The organism is Pseudomonas sp. R4-39-08, from assembly GCF_003852275.1.
In the GTDB taxonomy this organism is placed as follows: domain Bacteria; phylum Pseudomonadota; class Gammaproteobacteria; order Pseudomonadales; family Pseudomonadaceae; genus Aquipseudomonas.
Genome location: NZ_CP027733.1, coordinates 5607192 through 5625765, shown reverse-complemented (window position 1 = coordinate 5625765; position 18574 = coordinate 5607192). Strand labels below are relative to the sequence as shown.

Sequence of the window (18574 nt, the reverse complement as noted above, 5' to 3'; positions counted from 1 at the left end):
TCGCGTCACAGATCAGCCGGCAGCGGCTCTTTGAGCCACTGCATAGCGTTCTTTTCCAGGCTGCCATCAGCCTTCGCCGCGACCAGTATCTGGTTGACCTTGTCCAGCAACGCCGGCTCGTTCTTGTTCACACCCACGTACACCGGGGAGTCCTTGAGCTTCACCTTCAGCGCCGGTACGCGTTTCGGGTTGCGCTCGCTGATCGCCACCATCACCACGTTGCCGCTGGCGATCAGGTCGACCTGGCCGGCCAGGTAGGCGGCGATAGTCGAATTGTTGTCTTCAAAGCGCTTGATGGTCGCCTCTTTGGGCGCGACAGCCGTCAGCTCGATGTCCTCGATGGCGCCACGGGTCACGCTGATGGTCTTGCCCTTGAGGTCGTCGGTGGTGCTGATCGCCGCGTCAGGCGGGCCGAACACGGCGAGGTAGAAAGGCGCGTAGGCCTTGGAGAAATCGATAACTTTTTCGCGTTCGGGGTTCTTGCCCAGGCTGGAGATCACCAGGTCGACCTTGCCGGTGGTGAGGAAGGGGATGCGGTTGGTGCTATTGACCGGAGTCAGCTCCAGCTTGACCTTGAGCTGGTCGGCCAGCAGCTTGGCGGTGTCGATGTCCAGGCCGCGGGGTTTCATGTCGGGGCCCACCGAACCGAACGGCGGGAAGTCCTGCGGCACGGCGACCTTGAGGGTGCCTCGGGCAACAATGTCGTCCAAACCGTTGGCCTGGGCGGGTGCCTGGCTCAGCATCAGGCTGGCAAACAGGGCAGTGAGCAGGGCGCTGTAGCGCTTGGTCATGGCACTCTCCGAGAAGGGCGAAGGAATTTTCTGAGTTTGCCCAGTGCACAGCCCATGCCAGCGCTCATTGAATTGTCTGTAAGGCACGGATCCGTTGGGGTGGGATGGTCTTACTGGTCTGAACAGTCATTAAGCTTTTCGCACCCTTTTCGAGCGCCGTAAAAACCCCGCGAGCCCCTTTGGGGCGTGGCTTGCCGGCAGGCGTGAATAGCTTTACAACTAGCCGCTCAGTTGACTGGAACCTTGAGTTTTTATGAATTCCATCGCCCAAGCCGTACCGGAAGCGGCCCTGCAGGCCATCCGCAAACTGATCAAGGAGCAGGGCTTCGGGCCGGGCGATGCATTGCCCTCGCAACGCGATCTGGCGGTGCGGTTGGGCGTCAGCCGGGCATCGTTGCGTGAGGCGTTATCGTCTTTGAGCGCCTTGGGTGTGGTCAGTGTGCAGCCGGGCAAGGGCGTGTTTGTGCAGGCGCCGGACCCACCGTCCGAACTCGCCTGGCCGTTTGCGGCGCAGGCCACGCCGCTGGAGATCTTCCAGCTGCGTTACGCCCTGGAAGGGTTCGCGGCAGGGTTGGCGGCGGTCACATTGACCACCGACGAGCTCGACAGCCTGGAAGACAATGTCGAGGCGATGCGCAAGGTGCTCAAAGCGGGTGACTTTGAAGCTGCCGCCCGGCTGGACTTCAAGTTTCACCAGCGCATCCTGCTGGCCAGCGGCAACCAGGCGATGGTGAGTATTCTGAGCGCCAGCGCCGATGTATTCCTGGAAAGCCAGAAACTACCGTTCATCCGGCCAGAGCGCGCCATGGAAACCTGGCAGGAGCATCGCAGGATTTTGCGTGCCCTGGCCCGGCGCACCAGTGCGGCGGCGCAGAAAACCATGCAGGAACATGTACGTAATGCCGCATTGCGCACGGGTATTGCCTTCGTCACACCCGTCGCGCCGTGAGCCGGCGATATGCAAAGTCATGCGTCGCCATAGCAAGACTCAATCAGAGGCGGCTTCCTGAACGAGGGAAGGGCGGCTATGATGGGCAACGTTTTTTTTGCTTACATTCCGGAGACATCCATGAGCAACGATCTTATCAAGCACGTCACCGACGCGACCTTTGAGGCCGAAGTACTCAAGGCTGCCGGCCCGGTGCTGGTTGACTACTGGGCCGAATGGTGCGGCCCTTGCAAAATGATCGCTCCGGTCCTGGACGACATTGCAACCACTTATGACGGCAAGTTGACCATTGCCAAGCTGAACATCGACGAGAACCAGGAAACCCCGGCCAAGCACGGCGTGCGTGGTATTCCGACGTTGATGCTATTCAAGAACGGCAACGTCGAAGCCACTAAAGTAGGCGCGCTGTCGAAGTCCCAGCTGCAAGCCTTCCTCGACGCCAACATTTAAGCGTCGCCAAAAAAGCCCCGAAAATCTCGGGGCTTTTTCGTAAAACAGGGCTAGACGCTCCGAAATTCAGGTGGTACATTCGGCCCCGCACTGGTTTCTCCACTGCCCCCTGCAAGCCGTCGCCGACGCATTCCTTTTCGATTAGTACGCGATCCTGTCGCCTTCTCTGCGGCGCGGCCTCATTAAGCCAAAAGCTTAATTTCCCCCCTCCATAAATGATTACGTCATTCCTATATGAATCTGACTGAACTCAAGCAAAAGCCGATTACCGACCTGCTCCAACTGGCCGAAGAAATGGGCATAGAAAATATGGCCCGTTCGCGCAAGCAGGACGTGATTTTCTCCCTGCTCAAGAAGCACGCGAAAAGCGGCGAGGAAATCTCCGGTGATGGCGTGCTGGAGATTCTCCAGGACGGCTTCGGCTTCCTCCGCTCCGCAGACGCTTCCTATCTTGCCGGCCCAGACGATATCTACGTCTCGCCGAGCCAGATCCGTCGCTTCAACTTGCGCACCGGCGACACCATCGTGGGCAAGATCCGCCCTCCGAAGGAAGGCGAGCGTTACTTCGCCCTGCTCAAGGTCGACACGATCAACTTCGATCGTCCAGAGAACGCGAAAAACAAGATTCTCTTCGAGAACCTGACCCCGCTGTTCCCGACCGTGCGCATGAAGATGGAAGCCGGTAACGGTTCCACCGAAGACTTGACCGGTCGTGTAATCGACCTGTGCGCCCCTATCGGCAAAGGCCAGCGTGGCCTGATCGTCGCGCCGCCGAAAGCCGGTAAAACGATCATGCTGCAAAACATTGCAGCGAACATTGCGCGTAACAATCCTGAAGTTCACCTGATCGTACTGTTGATCGATGAGCGTCCGGAAGAAGTGACCGAAATGCAGCGCACCGTGCGTGGCGAAGTGGTTGCCTCGACGTTCGATGAGCCGCCAACCCGCCACGTGCAGGTGGCTGAAATGGTGATCGAGAAGGCCAAGCGCCTGGTCGAACACAAGAAAGACGTGGTGATCCTGCTCGACTCCATCACCCGTCTGGCCCGTGCCTACAACACCGTGATCCCGAGCTCCGGCAAGGTGCTGACCGGTGGTGTCGATGCCCACGCCCTGGAGAAGCCAAAGCGTTTCTTCGGCGCCGCGCGCAACATCGAAGAAGGCGGCTCGCTGACCATTATCGCCACCGCGCTGGTTGAAACCGGCTCGAAGATGGACGAAGTGATCTACGAAGAGTTCAAGGGTACCGGCAACATGGAACTGCCCCTGGACCGTCGTATCGCTGAAAAGCGTGTGTTCCCGGCCATCAACATCAACCGCTCCGGCACGCGCCGCGAAGAGTTGCTGACTGCCGACGACGAACTGCAGCGCATGTGGATCCTGCGCAAGCTGCTGCACCCGATGGACGAAGTGGCCGCCATCGAGTTCCTGATCGACAAGCTGAAAACCACCAAGACCAACGACGAGTTCTTCCTGTCGATGAAGCGCAAGTAAAACCGCGTTTCAGGTCCGAAAAATGGCGCCCCAATGGGGGCGCCATTTTTTTGCGTCGAGATTCATCGGGTTTTATGGCATAAGTGTCCGTTAAGTAACAAAAATTGTACGCGCGACTACGCTCACTCCTTTCGTCACAGACTGACCACAATTCTTATGACCACTCTTGCTTACCGCAGAGACATCGATGGGCTGCGTGCCATCGCTGTCCTCGCCGTCGTGTTGTTTCACTTCGGCGTTCCTGGCCTTACCGGCGGTTTCGTTGGCGTTGACGTCTTCTTCGTTATTTCCGGTTTTCTGATCACGTCCATTATCTGGCGCGAGCGCCAGGCCGGACGCTTCAGTTTCATTGATTTCTGGGCCCGCCGCGCACGGCGCATCCTGCCGGCGCTGTTTGTAATGATTGCAGCGACACTGGCGGTGGGCTGGTTCCTGTTGGCGCCCAAGGACTATGAGGAGTTGGGGCGGTCGGCGCACTATCAGGTGACCTTTACCTCAAATTTGCTGTTCGCACGCCAGCATGGCTACTTCGATGCGTCCTCTGACATCAAGCCTCTGCTGCATACCTGGTCGCTGGCGGTAGAAGAGCAGTTCTATATTGTTTTCCCACTGCTGCTCACCTTGCTTTCAAGCCGCCTGAAGCACTGGCGCCTGGCGCTGTTCGCGGTGTTGCTGGGCTCCTTTGGCATGAGCGTCTGGGCGGTTGAGCATGAGCCGCAAAAAGCGTTTTTCCTGCTGCACCTGCGGGCCTGGGAATTGTTGGCCGGCGCGATGCTGGCGGTGCTGCCCAAATATGAGTGGCGCGCCTCGCCCGCCCTGGCGCAGGGGGTCAGCCTGGCCTCCCTGGCGCTGATTCTGATCGCCGTATTGGGTTACGACGCGAAAACCCCTTTCCCCGGCGCGACCGCGCTACTGCCGGTGCTGGGTGTCGTCGGGCTGATCTGGGCCAACGGGCAGCAACACACCTGGGTCGGGCGCCTGTTGAGCACGCGGCTGATGGTCGGTATCGGGCTGATTTCCTATTCCTGGTACCTGTGGCATTGGCCGGTGTTTGTGTACGCCAACTATGCTGCGGTGGATGGCTTGAGCACCCTGGAGTTAGCCGGGTTGATGCTGCTCTCGTTGGTGCTGGGCTACTTGTCCTGGCGCTTTGTGGAAACGCCGTTCCGGGAAAAACGCCTGTTGGCGGCCCGCAAGTCGATTCTGGCGGCAGCTGTGGTCGGCATTCTGGGATTGGGCTTTACGGGCCTTGCGATACGTGAATTCGACGGTGTGCCTTCACGGTTGTCCGAACAGGCGTTGCGTTTCGCCCAGGCGAAAAAGTGGAGCCCGGACCTGCTGGCGTGCATGGCTGACAAAGACACGCCCGACGAGCGGTTGTTCTGCCATTTTGGTCCGCCAACCCAGTCCGTCTCGGCGCTGGTATGGGGTGACAGTCATGCCACCGCGCTGATTCCGGCACTCAAAGAGGGCGCTGATCGCCACGATATCAGCCTGGTTGAAGCCAGCTTCGCGGGCTGTATTCCGTTGGATGGCCTGGAGAATATTGCCCGGTGCGCGCATTTCAACCGTCGCGTCGAGAAGGCGATGGCCGAGAAAAAATTCAGCGATGTGGTGCTGGCGGCGCGCTGGAGCCTGTATGTCTATGGGCAAATGTCGGGCGACAAAGAGCATGCGCTCAAGGACCCCAGCACTGGTGAGTATGTGCGTGCGGTCGCCGAGCAGCGCTTTGCCCAGGGCCTGCGCGAGCGCATCCAGGCGCTGCGCGCTGCCGGGCATAAGGTCTGGCTGGTCAAGGAGGTGCCGCTGCAGGAAATCATCGTGCCTTACCGCCTCAGTCGCCTGGCAATGATGAACCGACCGGTGGACGGTGAAGGGCTTGCCGTGGCCGAGCATGTGAAGCGCCAGGCCTTTATTACCCAGCTGTTCGACGAGCTGGCGGCGGCCGACAGCGGTGTCAGGGTTCTGGACCCCGCGCCCTTGCTGTGCGGCACCGACGGCTTGTGCCGGGTGGAACTCAATGGCCGCGCGCTGTACACCGACGATAACCACCTTTCCGACGTAGGCGCGCGGCACATCGAGGCCTTCCTGGAGCCGTTGTTCAGATCGCTGCAATCACGGGGGTTGACGGCCAATTAAGCTGCCAGCCGCCTCTAGAGCAGGTAGGATGTACGCCTATTTTACGGGTGGCATGGTTAATGAAATTCAAGGATCTTCGGGATTTCGTGCAGCAACTTGAGCAGCGCGGAGAGTTGAAACGTATCCAGATGCCGATTTCACCGGTACTGGAAATGACTGAGATTTGCGACCGCACCTTGCGCAACAAGGGCCCGGCGCTGCTGTTCGAGAACCCGACCGGCTTTGACATCCCGGTGCTCGGCAACCTGTTCGGCACCCCCGAACGCGTCGCCTTTGGCATGGGCGCCGAGGCGGTCAGCGAGCTGCGCGAGATCGGCAAGCTGCTGGCCTTCCTCAAGGAGCCCGAGCCGCCCAAAGGCTTGAAGGACGCTTGGTCGAAGCTGCCGATCTTTCGCAAGATCATTGCCATGGCGCCCAAGGTGGTCAAGGACGCGGTGTGCCAGGAAGTGGTCATCGAAGGCGATGACGTCGACCTGGCCATGCTCCCGGTGCAGACCTGCTGGCCCGGCGATGTCGGCCCGCTGATCACCTGGGGCCTGACCGTCACCAAGGGACCGAACAAGGACCGCCAGAACCTCGGCATCTACCGCCAGCAAGTGATCGGCCGCAATAAGGTGATCATGCGCTGGCTGAGCCACCGTGGCGGCGCCCTGGACTTTCGCGAGTGGTGCGAAAAGCATCCGGGCCAGCCGTTCCCGGTGTCCGTGGCCCTCGGCGCCGACCCGGCCACTATCCTGGGCGCCGTGACGCCAGTGCCGGACAGCCTGTCCGAATACGCCTTTGCCGGCCTGCTGCGTGGCAACCGCACCGAATTGGTGAAATGCCGTGGTAATGACCTGCAAGTGCCGGCCACCGCCGAAATCATCCTCGAGGGTGTGATTCACCCCGGTGAGATGGCCGATGAAGGGCCTTACGGTGACCACACGGGTTATTACAACGAAGTCGACAGTTTTCCGGTGTTCACCGTCGAGCGCATCACCCATCGGATCAAACCGATCTACCACAGTACCTACACCGGCCGGCCACCAGACGAGCCGGCCATTCTCGGCGTGGCGCTGAACGAAGTGTTCGTGCCGATCCTGCAAAAGCAGTTTCCGGAAATCACCGACTTCTACCTGCCGCCGGAAGGTTGCTCGTACCGCATGGCCATCGTCACCATGAAGAAGTCGTATCCGGGCCATGCCAAGCGGGTAATGCTGGGCGTGTGGTCGTTTTTACGACAATTCATGTACACCAAGTTCGTTATCGTCACCGACGACGACATCAACGCCCGCGACTGGAATGACGTGATCTGGGCCATTACCACGCGCATGGACCCCAAGCGCGACACGGTAATGATCGACAACACGCCCATCGATTACCTCGATTTTGCCTCGCCGGTTTCAGGCCTTGGGTCGAAAATGGGCCTGGATGCCACTCACAAATGGCCGGGCGAAACTACCCGCGAGTGGGGCCGGGTGATCGTCAAGGATGACGCAGTGACTGCTCGCGTCGATGCAATCTGGAAAGAATTGGGAATAGATTGATGCGTGTAACCTTGCAACCTTCCGGCGCGGTCCTGGAACTGGACCCTGGCGAACGAATTCTCGATGGCGCGCGCCGCCTGGGCTACGAATGCCCGCAGGCCTGTCGCAACGGCGTCTGCCACGTCTGCGCGGCGCTGCTGGTGGAGGGTCGGGTGCAGCAGGCGGGTGAGGTGCGTGACCATGGTGAGTTCTACACCTGCATTGCCGAGCCGTTGGAAGATTGCATTGTCTTGTGGGATGGCGTGCTGGCGCCGGGGGAACTGCCGTTGCGCAAGTTGGCGTGCCAATTGAGCGAATGCGTGGAAGTCGGCGGCGATGTGTGGCGCGTGCGCCTGCGGGCTCCTGCAGGCAAGGCCGTGCGTTACCACGCCGGGCAATACCTGATGATCGAGCGTGAGAACGGCGAGAAGTCGGCGTTTTCTCTGGCGTCGGCGCCTCACTGTGGACGCGAGCTGGAACTGCACGTACTGGCCCGCGAAGACAGCGCACGCAACCTGTTGGACCAGCTCCAGCGCAATCAGATGGCCCGCGTCGAACTGCCGTTCGGTGACACACACCTGGCGGAGCTGCCGGACGGGCCGCTGGTGCTGATCGCCGCCGGTACCGGCATGGCTCAGATGCACAGCCTGATCGAGCATTGCCGGGCTTCCGGCTTCAAGCACCCGGTGCACCTGTACTGGGGCGTGCGTCGCCCGGAAGATTTCTACGAGATCGAGCACTGGGATCAGTGGCGGCAACTGCCCAACCTGTTTCTGCACAAAGTCGTCAGTGACCTGTGCGGCTGGGAAGGACGTTGCGGGTTGCTGCATGAAGCCGTTTGCGAGGACATTGCGGATCTTAAGGCCATGCATGTATACGCCAGTGGATCCCCGGCGATGATCTACGGCACGCTGGATGCGTTGGTCGACGCCGGTATGGATGCGCACCAGATGCGCGCTGACGTGTTTGCCTATGCCCCTCGGCCCTGAGCAGATCAAATCCGGCAGCACCATTGCGCCGCCAATCTCGCCTACAGCACTTTTTCGCCGTACGGTTACAGCGGCGCGTTTTATTACGGTAAAGTCGCTTACAACTGGTAATACATAGGAGGCGTACCGCTTTTCGCCATGACCGCCATTGAAACCGATCTTTTGCAGTTGGCTTACCCTCCGCGGCTCGACTTGGGGCCGCAACTCACTCACGAACAATTGATGAGCTCGATGCAGGCCACCATGGCTCGGCACAAGGGTGGGCCGGTCTGGCTATTTGCATATGGTTCGCTGATCTGGCGCCCGGAATGTTCATCCACCGAGCGGGTGCGGGCGCGGGTCCATGGTTATCATCGGGGCTTGTACTTGTGGTCGCATGAGCACCGGGGTACGCCGGAGCTGCCGGGCCTGGTGTTCGGGCTGGATCGGGGCGGCTCGTGCAGCGGGTTTGCTTACCGCTTGCCGGAAGATCAGTTGGAGGCTTCGCTCTATGCGTTGTGGCAACGCGAAATGCCTTACCCGTCCTATCGACCGCACTGGCTCAGTTGCCGGCTGGAAGATGGCAGCCAGGTACAGGCGTTGGGGTTTGTGCTGGAGCGGCACTTGCCCAGCTATGCCGGCAACTTGCCCGATATTGTGCTCAATCATGTGCTGCAAAGCGCTTGCGGGCGTTACGGCACCACTCGCGATTATGTCGAACAGACCGTGAACGCCCTGCGTAGCCACGCCATGCCAGATAAAAACCTGGAGGCGCGGCTCAAGCGTTGTGCAAAGGATTGCTCAGGCGGTTAACGCGCCGAGCTGACACTGTTGGTGTGCCACAGCGTTGGGATCAGAAAGGCAATCGCCAGGACGCACGCGCCGATCAACAGCACGAAACCGCCGTCCCAACCGAAGTGGTCCACCGTGTAGCCCATCGCCGCACTCGCCGCCACCGAACCGCCCAGGTAGCCGAACAGGCCGGTGAAACCCGCAGCCGTACCGGCGGCTTTCTTCGGTGCCAGTTCCAGCGCCTGCAGGCCGATCAGCATCACCGGGCCGTAGATCAGGAAGCCGATGGAAACCAGCGCGATCATGTCGACCGTTGGATTGCCCGGCGGGTTAAGCCAGTAAACCAGGGTCGCCACGGTCACCAGCGCCATGAACACGATGCCGGTCAGGCCACGATTGCCACGGAAGATCTTGTCCGACATCCAGCCGCACAGCAGCGTGCCCGGGATACCGGCCCACTCGTAGAAGAAATACGCCCACGACGACTTGTCGACCGTGAAATGCTTGGCTTCTTTCAAGTAGGTCGGCGCCCAGTCCAGTACGCCGTAGCGCAGCAGGTAGACGAACACGTTGGCGAACGCGATGTACCACAGCATTTTGTTGCGCAGCACGTACTTGACGAAGATTTCCTTGGCGCTGAATTCGTCTTCGTGGCTGGCGTCGTAGCCTTCCGGGTAGTCGTTCTTGTACTTTTCGATAGGCGGCAGGCCCACCGATTGCGGGGTGTCACGCATGGTAATGAAGGCAAACACCGCCACCGCCAGCGCCACCGTGGCCGGCACGTAAAATGCCGCATGCCAGTCGTTGAACCAGGCCATGCCTAAGAGGAACAGCGGGCCGATCAGGCCGCCGCCGACGTTGTGCGCCACGTTCCACACCGACACCACGCCGCCGCGTTCCTTCTGCGACCACCAGTGCACCATGGTCCGCCCACTCGGCGGCCAGCCCATGCCCTGGGCCCAACCGTTGATGAACAGCAAAATGAACATCATGGTCACGCTGGACGTTGCCCAAGGCGCGAAACCGAAAATGAACATCACCCCCGCTGAAACCAGCAGGCCGAAGGGCAGGAAGTAGCGCGGGTTGGAGCGGTCGGACACCAGGCCCATGAGGAACTTGGACAGGCCGTAGGCTATCGCGATGGCCGACATCGCCAGGCCCAGTTCCCCACGGGTGTAACCCTCGTCGATCAGGTAGGGCATGGCCAGGGAGAAGTTTTTGCGCAGCAGGTAGTAGCCGGCGTAACCGATGAAAATACCGGCGAAGATCTGCCAGCGCAGCCGTCGGTAGGTCGTGTCTATTTTTTCTTCAGGCAGGGGCGCCTGATGTGCGGCAGGTCGAAAGAAAGCAAACATTCAAGAGCTCCAGATTTCTTGTTTTGACTGCGGATGCGAATGTTACAGTTTCGTTACCGAAAATAGCATCGCCTCTTATCTGCAAACACAGGAAATGGGAGCAATTGCATGTTCTTTAATGAACATGTCGCGAATAGATAAGGTGTGGTCGTAAGTGGATTCTGCAGGCGCTGGAGATCCAAATGTGGGAGGGGGCTTGCCCCCGATAGCGGTGGTTCAGTCAACATATGTGTCAACTGATCCACCGCTATCGGGGGCAAGCCCCCTCCCACATTGTTCGCATTTCAACTGGCTATCAGCGGGTCTGAACGACCACCTTACCCACCGCCTTGCGCTGCCCCAGATCATTGATCGCCTGGGCAGCCTGTTCCAACTGATACACCTGCGACACCAACGGCTTCAACTTGCCCTCGCCATACCAGGTGAACAACTGCTGAAAATTCGCCGCATTGTCCTGGGGCTGACGCTGGGCAAACGAACCCCAGAACACCCCCACCACCGCCGCGCCCTTGAGCAGTGCCAGGTTCACCGGCAGTTCCGGGATGCGCCCGCTGGCAAAGCCCACCACCAACAAGCGGCCGTTCCAGGCGATCGAGCGGATGGCCTGGTCAAACAGGTCGCCACCCACGGGATCGTAAATCACATCGGCGCCGTTGCCACCGGTCAGGCGCTTGACCTCGTCCTTGAGGCTGGCTTCGCTGTAGTTGATCAGCTCATCGGCGCCGGCCGCCTTGGCCACCGCCAGCTTGTCGGCGCTGCTGGCGGCGGCGATCACCCGGGCGCCCATGGCCTTGCCGATTTCCACGGCGGCCAGGCCCACGCCACCGGAAGCGCCAAGCACCAACAGGGTTTCGCCGGGTTGCAGGTTGGCCCGCTGTTTCAGCGCGTGCATCGAGGTGCCGTAGGTCATGCTGAAGGCGGCGGCGGTGTTGAAGTCCATGCTCGGCGGGATCGGCAGCACGTTATAGCCCGGCACCGCGACCTGCTCGGCAAAGCTGCCCCAGCCGGTCAGGGCCATCACGCGATCACCGACTTTCAAGTGACTGACCTTCTCCCCAACCTCACTCACCACGCCCGCCGCTTCGCCACCCGGCGAAAACGGGAAGGGCGGCTTGAACTGGTACTTGCCTTCGATGATCAGGGTGTCCGGGAAATTCACCCCGGCCGCGTGCACGTCCAGCAGGATTTCGTTCTGCTTGATCGCAGGGCTGGCGATCTCTTCCAGCACCAGATTTTCGGCGGGGCCGAAGGCTTTGCACAGCACAGCTTTCATCGGACTATTCCTTTTGGCGTCGTGGCCGATAAGTGTAGGAGGGTACGCCCGTGGGTCAACGAGCATGCCCGCGCCTGATAAGCCCCCATAAGCTTGTGCTCAGCCTTGCTAGCGTTATGCTACCCGGCAACCGAATTCGAGGAATGAACTGTGAAAGCGTGGATCCTATTGATGCTGGCCCTGACCTTGCCGATGGCGGCTCAGGCCGAAGAAGCCAAAGAGGGCGAGGCGCCGAAGGTCAGCTATATCAGCCTGAGCCCGCCGTTCGTGGGTAACTACGGCCTGGATGGCACGGCGAAACTCAAGGTGTTCAAGGCTGACATCGCCCTGCGCGTGACCGGGTCCGAAGCCGCCGCGGCGGTGAAGGCAAACGACGCCTTGATCCGTAACCAGTTGGTGGCGCTGTTTACCCAGCAGACCAACGAGGCCATGAGCACCGTTGAAGGCAAGGAAAAGCTGCGCCAGGAAGCCCTTAAGCAAACCCAGCAAGTGATGAATGACGAGACGGGCAAGCCGGTGGTTGAGGATTTGTTGTTCAATAACTTGATTATTCAGTAACTGTTGATTAACGAAGCCTGCGGCTCGCGTGGCAAGCCGCAGGCTCGTTGGTGTTTACAATTGAAGTAATTATTTGAGAATCACGCCTTTCCTGTCGTATCTGGTTGTTCCACATGGATCAACATGAAAGTTGAATAAAAATGTAAAAATCATCCCCGGAGGATAATAGGGCACATCCATAGATGAAGGCCAATTAATCCATTGTCCATTCTGTATTGGTTCTATCGCCAATATTGGGCCGAACCTAACTTCGAATCTCTGGTTCTGCCCTTGGTTCGCACCGCTGAATCTATACCTTCGAGTTTTAAGGGTGAATACACTTCCAGAAGCGGCGTACTCAACCTCTATGTCGCCCTTGAATCCCCGTGATGGATATTCTCCTGTTACGGTCGTTATTCCCGTGGGGTTATTTTTATCGATAATGATGGTAGTAATATCGCCACATTCGCAGTGCTTGGATGTCGTTATGTCAGGCATGGCTATTCCCTTAAGTAATGAGTGTGACCAGTTGCTCAAGTTTTCGGTGGCAACCGTTACGCCAAAAGTAAGCGCTAAGGAGAAGGAGCCCGCTACTGTCATAAGTGACAGTTCTTTATGTTGTTTTTTCTGATTTCTATTCTTTTTATAATCGAAGGGTCTTAGATGCTTGTCTCAAGAGGCAAGACTTCTCCTGCACCGCGACAGCGCCACCGCAAAAAAACAACAGTCAATCCCGCGCCAGTAAGTCCGGTACATCACACATACCCTGCATCCCGGTCCAGTGACATCTGCCGCCTGATAGCAACAGCATCGGAACAGTTAAAGCAGTCGAAGAATCGCAGCCCATTGATCCGACGTGACCGGCATCACCGAAAGCCGGCTGCCCTTCTGCACCAGTGGCAACTCGACGAGCGTGGTTTGCTGTTTCAAGTGACTCAGGCCAAGTACCTTGGGGAAGGTTTTGACGTGGGCCACGGTGATCGCACTCCACGGGTTTTTCTCCGCGCTGGCCTTGGCGTCGAAATAATGGCTGTCCGGATCCAGCGCGGTGGGGTCGGGGTAGGCGGCCTGGATAATTTTGCCGATACCGGCAATGCCGGGCTCCGGGCAACTGGAGTGATAGAAGAAAAACTCATCGCCCACCGCCATGGCGCGCAGGAAATTGCGCGCCTGGTAGTTGCGAACCCCGTCCCAGCGCGTTTCGCCGAGCTTTTCCAGGTCGTTGATGGAGAGCTCGTCGGGCTCGGATTTCATCAGCCAGTAGGCCATTCGGGACTCCTGAGAAAGGCATTGGGCAAGTTGTCGGGCAATGCCATGACAAACCGACAGTCGGTTGGCGTCAAGGTTTGCGTGTTGGTTCACGTTACCGCAGAATGCCGGCTTTTAAGCTTGGTGCAGCTGCAACGGACTACTTTGGAACGTTGTTGTCATCGTGTACGAGGTGCCTGAAGGGGGGCAATCGATGCAACGTAAACCGGATTTACTATGGATTTTGGTAATTTTGTTTGGTCTGGGCGTCGTGACCACCGGGTATGCCCAGAGCCTGTGGTCGAACAAGACCGATGCGCCGGTCGAACTCTCGCCTGTGCAACAGCAATTCAAGCGTTAACTCGGTTTTAACCGCGTCGCGGTTCCAGCGACGTTTCTGCGACAAACCATTGCTTATCGGTGACCGTGCCCGCCAGCGGCACGTCCCAGCTCGCCTGCGCCAGGCGATCGACTTGCTGACATTCATGGGCCAGCCCCAGCAGCGTCGGCTTGCGCCAGGTTTTTCGCCTGGCAAGGTAGGCCAGGCTGCGGTCATAGAATCCGCCCCCCATGCCCAATCGCCCACCCTCGTTATCGAACCCCACCAGCGGCAGCAGTACCAGGTCCAGCGCCCACACCTTGCGTTGGCACCGGGCATTGGCCCGTGGCTCCAGAATGCGAAAGCGGTTGGGCAACAACTTATCCCCAGGCCGCACGCGTTGGAACACCATCTTGGTACGTGGCCACGCACTCAGTACGGGCAGGTAGGTGGCCTTGCCCTGTCGCTGGGCAGCGCGCAGCAGCAGACGCGGATCGATTTCGCCGTCCGTCGGTAGATATAAGGAAATATGTTTGGCCCGGCGAAACAGCGGGTGCTGTGCCAGTTGCCGATACAGGCCGCAGGCGGCCTGGCGCTGCTCGCGGGGCGTGAGGGCGCGGCGGGCTTTGCGCAACATGCGTCGAAGTTGCGGACGGGAAAGCGGCGCAGGTTCGGTCATGGCTTTTCGGCTCATAAAACAATGCCAGTCCTGGGACTGGCATTGAGTTTGGGAATTCAGGCTCCCCGACAGAACCGCTGTCGACTAAGCCCTTGAACCCGAAAGTTCAAGGTGGAAGAAGCAGTAGGCTTTAAGGCTTTCCGTCTAGCGGACATGCACACCAGCCCAACGTGCAACTTCCAGGGTAGTGCGAATCGGCTCCGGGACATCGCCGACTGGCAAGCACGCCAGGGAGTGGGGCGAGTATACCTTAAACAGACTCGGCAATCAGCCCTTGGGTGCGTCTGAATCGGTGGAAAGCACCAGATCAACGCGTTCGAGCAGGTCACGCACTTGCTCGCGGGTCGAGCCGCTGGCCTGCACGTCAGGGCGTTCCTGCTTATGCAACAGGTCGTGGGTAATGTTCAGCGCGGCCATCACGGCGATGCGGTCGGCGCCGATCACTTTGCCGCTGCTGCGGATTTCGCGCATCTTGCCGTCCAGGTAGCGGGCAGCGCTCACCAGGTTGCTGCGCTCTTCCTGGGGGCAGATGATCGAATATTCTTTGTCGAGGATCTGCACGGTAACGCTATTGCTTGAACTCATGAGTCTTGCTCCAGGGCCTTCAGGCGCGAAATCATCGATTCGACCTTACGCCGGGCGATTTCGTTTTTTTCAATGAGGTGAGCGCGTTCCTCGCGCCAGGTTTTTTCCTGAGCTAGTAGGAGTCCGTTTTGACTCTTAAGTTGCTCGACCCGATCAATTAGCAGTTCGAGTCTGGCCATCAGCGCTTGCAGGTCGGTGTCTTCCATTGGGTTCCACTGGATTTGTCTGATGAATGGCAACTGCAGGATAAACGATCTGACGCCCTCGATAGTCTTGGTACGTCTGCCGGTGCTAGGATACAGCGCTCCATTCTAGACATTGCGCCGTCTGGCGCCTAGCTCACCATGCCCATTCAGAACTCCCCGTACGACGCTTTTTCCAAACTGCTGAGCACCAGCGGCCATTCTTGCTCGCCTGCCGAACTGCACGGCGTGCTGTTGGGCCGCAGCTGCACCGGTGTCGGCTTCGATGCCGACAACTGGCTGGCCGATGTGGCCGAGCTGCTGGAGAAAGAACCCGAAGAAAACGTGCGCAATGCGCTGATCGGCCTGCAAGAGATGGTCAAGGGCGAGCTGACCGGTGATGACGTCACCGTGGTCCTGCTGCTGCCCACCGACGATGCGCCGCTGGCCGAACGCGCCGCCGCGCTGGGCCAATGGTGCCAGGGTTTCCTCCACGGTTTCGGCGTGAACGCCGGCGGCCTGGAGCTGAGCACCGACGCCAAGGAGGTGCTGCAGGACCTGGCCGCCATCTCCCAAGTGCAGGACGCCCTGGAAGAGTCCGAAGACGGCGAGGGCGACTACATGGAAGTCATGGAATACCTGCGCGTTGCGCCGTTGCTGCTGTTCACCGAGACCAAAAAGTCCGCTGAGCCTGCTTCGCCCAAGCCGTCGCTGCACTAAACGAGGAAGCCCATCTGCCCATGATCCATATCCCCAAAGCGGAATACACCCGTCGCCGCAAGGCGCTCATGGCGCAGATGGAACCCAACAGCATCGCGATCCTGCCGGCCGCCGCCGTGGCGATCCGCAATCGTGATGTGGAGCATGTCTACCGCCAGGACAGCGACTTCCAGTACCTGAGCGGTTTTCCCGAACCGCAAGCGGTGATCGTGCTGATGCCCGGTCGTCAGCATGGCGAGTACGTGCTGTTCTGCCGCGAGCGCAATGCCGAACGCGAATTGTGGGATGGCCTGCGCGCCGGCACCGAAGGCGCGATCCGTGATTACGGGGCTGATGACGCGTTTCCCATCACCGACATCGACGACATCCTGCCCGGCCTGATCGAAGGCCGTGATCGGGTGTATTCAGCCATGGGCAGCAATGCCGAATTCGACCGGCATGTAATGGAGTGGATCAACGTGATCCGCTCCAAAGCGCACCTGGGCGCCCAGCCGCCGAACGAGTTCGTTGCCCTGGATCATCTGCTGCACGACATGCGCCTGTATAAATCGGCGGCGGAAGTGAAGGTGATGCGCGAGGCGGCGCGGATTTCCTGCGCGGCCCATGTGCGGGCGATGCAGGCCAGCCGTGCCGGCCTGCATGAATTCAGCCTGGAAGCCGAGCTGGATTACGAATTCCGCAAGGGCGGCGCGAAAATGCCGGCCTATGGCTCCATCGTCGCGTCCGGGCGTAACAGCTGCATCCTGCATTACCAGCAGAATGACGCGCTGCTCAGGGACGGTGACCTGGTGCTGATCGACGCCGGTTGCGAGATCGACTGCTACGCCAGTGACATCACCCGCACCTGGCCGGTCAATGGCAAGTTTTCGCCCGAGCAGAAGGCGATCTACGAAATTGTGCTGGCTTCCCAGGAAGCCGCCTTCAAGCAGATCGCGCCGAACAAGCATTGGAACCAGGCGCATGAGGCGACCGTGCAGGTCATCACTGCCGGGTTGGTCAAGCTGGGGTTGCTGCAAGGCGACGTTGACGAGCTGATCGCCAGTGAAGCCTACCGCGCCTTTTACATGCACCGCGCCGGCCACTGGCTGGGCATGGATGTGCATGACGTGGGCGAGTACAAAGTGGGCGGTGAATGGCGCGTGCTGGAAGTCGGCATGGCCTTGACCGTGGAGCCGGGGATCTATATTTCACCGGACAACCAGAACGTAGCGAAGAAGTGGCGTGGCATTGGCGTACGCATCGAGGACGACGTGATAGTGACCAAGCAAGGCTGTGAAATCCTGACCGGCGCGGTGCCCAAGACGGTGGCCGAGATCGAAGCGCTGATGGCGGCGGCCCGATGAGCCGGGTCAACCTGGCGATCATCGGCGGCGGCCTGGTGGGCGCGAGCCTGGCCGTGGCGTTGCAGGCCGGGGCCAAGGCGCGCGGCTGGAAAATCGCACTGATCGAACCCTTCGCGCCGGGTGACAGCTATCAGCCGAGCTACGACGCGCGTTCTTCGGCGTTGTCATTCGGCGCTCGCCAGATTTATCAGCGCCTGGGCGTCTGGCAAGCAATTTCCCGGCGCGCGGAGCCGATCAAACAGATTCATGTGTCGGACCGCGGGCGTTTCTCTACCGCACGCTTGTCGGCCCTGGAAGAAGGCGTGCCGGCCCTGGGGTATGTGGTGGAAAACGCCTGGCTCGGCCAGTGCCTGTGGCAAGGCCTGGACAAGGACGTGGTGAGCTGGCGCTGCCCGGCGGAAGTGACGCGCATGGAGCCGCTGCCCGATGGCTATCGGCTGACCCTCAATGACGAAACCGTACTGGAATGCGAGCTTGCGGTATTGGCCGATGGCGGTCGCTCCGGTCTGCGCGAGCAGCTTGGCATCGGCGTGAAAACCCGGCCCTACAACCAGAGCGCGCTGATCGCCAATATTACCCCGAGCGAAGCCCACAATGGCGAAGCGTTCGAGCGTTTCACCGATGAGGGGCCGATGGCCTTGCTGCCGCTGCCCGACAACCGCTGTGCGCTGGTCTGGACCCGCATCGGCATGGACGCCCAGCGCCTGGCCAACCTGGATGAGCGCAGTTTCCTGAGCGAATTGCAGGGCGTGTTCGGCTATCGCCTGGGCACCCTGAAACAGGTGGGCGCGCGGCATCTTTATCCGCTGACCCTGGTGGAAGCGGAAGAGCAAGTACGCTCGCACCTGGTGGTGCTCGGCAATGCCGCGCACAGCCTGCACCCGATCGCCGGGCAAGGTTTCAACCTGTCCCTGCGCGATGCCAATGCCCTGGCCGAAGCCTTGCTGGCCGGGCCGGCAGTGCCGGGTGACCTGGCGACACTGCAACGCTATCGCGAGCGCCAGCGCCTGGACCAGCAACTGACCGTGGGTTTCTCCGACCAGGTCACGCGCCTGTTCGGCAGCGGGCAACCGTTGGTGGCGCTGGGGCGCAACATGGGCCTGCTCGGCCTGGATCTGTTACCGCCGGCCAAACGCTGGTTCGCCCGCCAGGCCATGGGGCTGGGGGTGCGCTCCGATGTTTGAGCCGGCCCATCACTTTATTGGCGGCCTGTGCCGCACACGAGACAAGGCTTAAAGCATGGAC

At 60.0% G+C, this 18574-nt stretch carries 20 protein-coding genes and 1 other RNA gene; 12 read left to right on the top strand and 9 right to left on the bottom strand.

The window, feature by feature from the left end:
• Positions 1-5: 5 nt before the first annotated feature.
• The gene (locus C4J88_RS26155) at positions 6-791 is read right to left on the bottom strand and encodes a transporter substrate-binding domain-containing protein (protein WP_124372242.1); all 786 of its coding nucleotides are present in this window, start codon (positions 789-791) and stop codon (positions 6-8) included.
• Between the two features lie 253 nt (positions 792-1044).
• Between C4J88_RS26155 and C4J88_RS26150 the strand changes: the two genes are divergently transcribed.
• The 7 genes from C4J88_RS26150 to C4J88_RS26120 all read left to right on the top strand — a co-directional run bounded on the left by C4J88_RS26150 (position 1045) and on the right by C4J88_RS26120 (position 9109).
• Positions 1045-1740 carry a FadR/GntR family transcriptional regulator gene (locus tag C4J88_RS26150; protein WP_124364910.1) on the top strand — a complete coding sequence of 232 codons (696 nt, stop codon included), beginning with the start codon at positions 1045-1047 and terminating at the stop codon, positions 1738-1740.
• Between the two features lie 120 nt (positions 1741-1860).
• The gene (gene trxA / locus C4J88_RS26145; protein WP_124364909.1) at positions 1861-2190 is read left to right on the top strand and encodes a thioredoxin TrxA; all 330 of its coding nucleotides are present in this window, start codon (positions 1861-1863) and stop codon (positions 2188-2190) included.
• Positions 2191-2424: 234 nt separating this feature from the next.
• Positions 2425-3684: a transcription termination factor Rho gene (gene rho / locus C4J88_RS26140; protein WP_003176825.1), complete on the top strand. Its 1260-nt coding sequence runs from the start codon at positions 2425-2427 to the stop codon at positions 3682-3684.
• Positions 3685-3840: 156 nt separating this feature from the next.
• Positions 3841-5823 carry an acyltransferase family protein gene (locus tag C4J88_RS26135; RefSeq protein ID WP_124408474.1) on the top strand — a complete coding sequence of 661 codons (1983 nt, stop codon included), beginning with the start codon at positions 3841-3843 and terminating at the stop codon, positions 5821-5823.
• 59 nt (positions 5824-5882) lie between these two features.
• Complete coding sequence (ubiD, locus tag C4J88_RS26130) at positions 5883-7349, top strand: 4-hydroxy-3-polyprenylbenzoate decarboxylase (RefSeq protein ID WP_124368770.1); 1467 nt, start codon at positions 5883-5885, stop codon at positions 7347-7349.
• Positions 7349-8317, top strand: coding sequence for a CDP-6-deoxy-delta-3,4-glucoseen reductase (locus C4J88_RS26125; RefSeq protein ID WP_124408473.1), 969 nt, complete (start codon positions 7349-7351; stop codon positions 8315-8317). Before ubiD ends, C4J88_RS26125 begins: the two co-directional genes overlap by 1 nt.
• Positions 8318-8455: 138 nt before the next feature.
• Positions 8456-9109 (top strand): gamma-glutamylcyclotransferase, encoded by a 654-nt coding sequence (locus C4J88_RS26120; protein WP_124364902.1) that lies wholly within the window; start codon positions 8456-8458, stop codon positions 9107-9109.
• On the opposite strand, the gene glpT is transcribed toward C4J88_RS26120, so the two are convergent.
• Together glpT and C4J88_RS26110 are read right to left on the bottom strand one after the other, a co-directional pair.
• The gene (gene glpT / locus C4J88_RS26115) at positions 9106-10443 is read right to left on the bottom strand and encodes a glycerol-3-phosphate transporter (protein WP_124405618.1); all 1338 of its coding nucleotides are present in this window, start codon (positions 10441-10443) and stop codon (positions 9106-9108) included. The two genes, C4J88_RS26120 and glpT, sit on opposite strands and share 4 nt — an antisense overlap.
• Positions 10444-10738: 295 nt before the next feature.
• A complete protein-coding gene (locus tag C4J88_RS26110) occupies positions 10739-11716 on the bottom strand; it encodes an NADPH:quinone oxidoreductase family protein (RefSeq protein ID WP_124405617.1) in 978 nt (325 codons plus the stop codon).
• Positions 11717-11866: 150 nt separating this feature from the next.
• On the opposite strand from C4J88_RS26110, the gene C4J88_RS26105 reads away from it, so the two are divergent.
• Positions 11867-12274 carry a flagellar basal body-associated protein FliL gene (locus tag C4J88_RS26105; RefSeq protein ID WP_124368766.1) on the top strand — a complete coding sequence of 136 codons (408 nt, stop codon included), beginning with the start codon at positions 11867-11869 and terminating at the stop codon, positions 12272-12274.
• Positions 12275-12343: 69 nt separating this feature from the next.
• Here C4J88_RS26105 and C4J88_RS26100 read toward each other — a convergent pair whose 3' ends face one another.
• Positions 12344-12751 carry a hypothetical protein gene (locus C4J88_RS26100; protein WP_124408472.1) on the bottom strand — a complete coding sequence of 136 codons (408 nt, stop codon included), beginning with the start codon at positions 12749-12751 and terminating at the stop codon, positions 12344-12346.
• Between the two features lie 321 nt (positions 12752-13072).
• Complete coding sequence (locus tag C4J88_RS26095; protein WP_124408471.1) at positions 13073-13522, bottom strand: EVE domain-containing protein; 450 nt, start codon at positions 13520-13522, stop codon at positions 13073-13075.
• A gap of 193 nt (positions 13523-13715) precedes the next feature.
• On the opposite strand from C4J88_RS26095, the gene C4J88_RS27505 reads away from it, so the two are divergent.
• Positions 13716-13862: a hypothetical protein gene (locus tag C4J88_RS27505; protein WP_015886446.1), complete on the top strand. Its 147-nt coding sequence runs from the start codon at positions 13716-13718 to the stop codon at positions 13860-13862.
• A 7-nt stretch (positions 13863-13869) separates the two neighbouring features.
• On the opposite strand, the gene C4J88_RS26090 is transcribed toward C4J88_RS27505, so the two are convergent.
• From C4J88_RS26090 to C4J88_RS26075, 4 genes are all read right to left on the bottom strand, one after another.
• Complete coding sequence (locus C4J88_RS26090) at positions 13870-14499, bottom strand: 5-formyltetrahydrofolate cyclo-ligase (protein ID WP_124408687.1); 630 nt, start codon at positions 14497-14499, stop codon at positions 13870-13872.
• Between the two features lie 58 nt (positions 14500-14557).
• A non-coding RNA gene (gene ssrS, locus C4J88_RS26085) (6S RNA) lies at positions 14558-14736 on the bottom strand.
• Positions 14737-14766: 30 nt separating this feature from the next.
• Positions 14767-15084, bottom strand: coding sequence for a cell division protein ZapA (locus C4J88_RS26080; RefSeq protein WP_005792389.1), 318 nt, complete (start codon positions 15082-15084; stop codon positions 14767-14769).
• Positions 15081-15290 carry a TIGR02449 family protein gene (locus C4J88_RS26075; protein ID WP_003177365.1) on the bottom strand — a complete coding sequence of 70 codons (210 nt, stop codon included), beginning with the start codon at positions 15288-15290 and terminating at the stop codon, positions 15081-15083. Before C4J88_RS26075 ends, C4J88_RS26080 begins: the two co-directional genes overlap by 4 nt.
• Before the next feature lie 138 nt (positions 15291-15428).
• Between C4J88_RS26075 and C4J88_RS26070 the strand changes: the two genes are divergently transcribed.
• From C4J88_RS26070 to ubiH, 3 genes are read left to right on the top strand one after another with little or no spacing between them, the layout of a single operon-like run.
• Positions 15429-15986: a YecA family protein gene (locus C4J88_RS26070; protein WP_124408470.1), complete on the top strand. Its 558-nt coding sequence runs from the start codon at positions 15429-15431 to the stop codon at positions 15984-15986.
• A gap of 20 nt (positions 15987-16006) precedes the next feature.
• A complete protein-coding gene (gene pepP / locus C4J88_RS26065; protein ID WP_124368762.1) occupies positions 16007-17329 on the top strand; it encodes a Xaa-Pro aminopeptidase in 1323 nt (440 codons plus the stop codon).
• Positions 17326-18513 (top strand): 2-octaprenyl-6-methoxyphenyl hydroxylase, encoded by a 1188-nt coding sequence (gene ubiH / locus C4J88_RS26060; RefSeq protein ID WP_124408469.1) that lies wholly within the window; start codon positions 17326-17328, stop codon positions 18511-18513. Before pepP ends, ubiH begins: the two co-directional genes overlap by 4 nt.
• Positions 18514-18574 lie beyond the last annotated feature (61 nt).

What these genes read in the sequence shown, in the direction of transcription:
- C4J88_RS26135 (WP_124408474.1), top strand. Translation starts at nt 3,841, where the DNA reads ATGACCACTCTTGCTTACCGCAGAGACATCGATGGGCTGCGTGCCATC.
- C4J88_RS26155 (WP_124372242.1), bottom strand. Translation starts at nt 791, where the DNA reads ATGACCAAGCGCTACAGCGCCCTGCTCACTGCCCTGTTTGCCAGCCTG.
- glpT (WP_124405618.1), bottom strand. Translation starts at nt 10,443, where the DNA reads ATGTTTGCTTTCTTTCGACCTGCCGCACATCAGGCGCCCCTGCCTGAA.
- C4J88_RS26110 (WP_124405617.1), bottom strand. Translation starts at nt 11,716, where the DNA reads ATGAAAGCTGTGCTGTGCAAAGCCTTCGGCCCCGCCGAAAATCTGGTG.
- C4J88_RS26095 (WP_124408471.1), bottom strand. Translation starts at nt 13,522, where the DNA reads ATGGCCTACTGGCTGATGAAATCCGAGCCCGACGAGCTCTCCATCAAC.
- trxA (WP_124364909.1), top strand. Translation starts at nt 1,861, where the DNA reads ATGAGCAACGATCTTATCAAGCACGTCACCGACGCGACCTTTGAGGCC.
- C4J88_RS26090 (WP_124408687.1), bottom strand. Translation starts at nt 14,499, where the DNA reads ATGACCGAACCTGCGCCGCTTTCCCGTCCGCAACTTCGACGCATGTTG.
- rho (WP_003176825.1), top strand. Translation starts at nt 2,425, where the DNA reads ATGAATCTGACTGAACTCAAGCAAAAGCCGATTACCGACCTGCTCCAA.
- ubiD (WP_124368770.1), top strand. Translation starts at nt 5,883, where the DNA reads ATGAAATTCAAGGATCTTCGGGATTTCGTGCAGCAACTTGAGCAGCGC.
- pepP (WP_124368762.1), top strand. Translation starts at nt 16,007, where the DNA reads ATGATCCATATCCCCAAAGCGGAATACACCCGTCGCCGCAAGGCGCTC.
- C4J88_RS26070 (WP_124408470.1), top strand. Translation starts at nt 15,429, where the DNA reads ATGCCCATTCAGAACTCCCCGTACGACGCTTTTTCCAAACTGCTGAGC.
- ubiH (WP_124408469.1), top strand. Translation starts at nt 17,326, where the DNA reads ATGAGCCGGGTCAACCTGGCGATCATCGGCGGCGGCCTGGTGGGCGCG.
- C4J88_RS26080 (WP_005792389.1), bottom strand. Translation starts at nt 15,084, where the DNA reads ATGAGTTCAAGCAATAGCGTTACCGTGCAGATCCTCGACAAAGAATAT.
- C4J88_RS26150 (WP_124364910.1), top strand. Translation starts at nt 1,045, where the DNA reads ATGAATTCCATCGCCCAAGCCGTACCGGAAGCGGCCCTGCAGGCCATC.
- C4J88_RS27505 (WP_015886446.1), top strand. Translation starts at nt 13,716, where the DNA reads ATGCAACGTAAACCGGATTTACTATGGATTTTGGTAATTTTGTTTGGT.
- C4J88_RS26075 (WP_003177365.1), bottom strand. Translation starts at nt 15,290, where the DNA reads ATGGAAGACACCGACCTGCAAGCGCTGATGGCCAGACTCGAACTGCTA.
- C4J88_RS26120 (WP_124364902.1), top strand. Translation starts at nt 8,456, where the DNA reads ATGACCGCCATTGAAACCGATCTTTTGCAGTTGGCTTACCCTCCGCGG.
- C4J88_RS26125 (WP_124408473.1), top strand. Translation starts at nt 7,349, where the DNA reads ATGCGTGTAACCTTGCAACCTTCCGGCGCGGTCCTGGAACTGGACCCT.
- C4J88_RS26100 (WP_124408472.1), bottom strand. Translation starts at nt 12,751, where the DNA reads ATGCCTGACATAACGACATCCAAGCACTGCGAATGTGGCGATATTACT.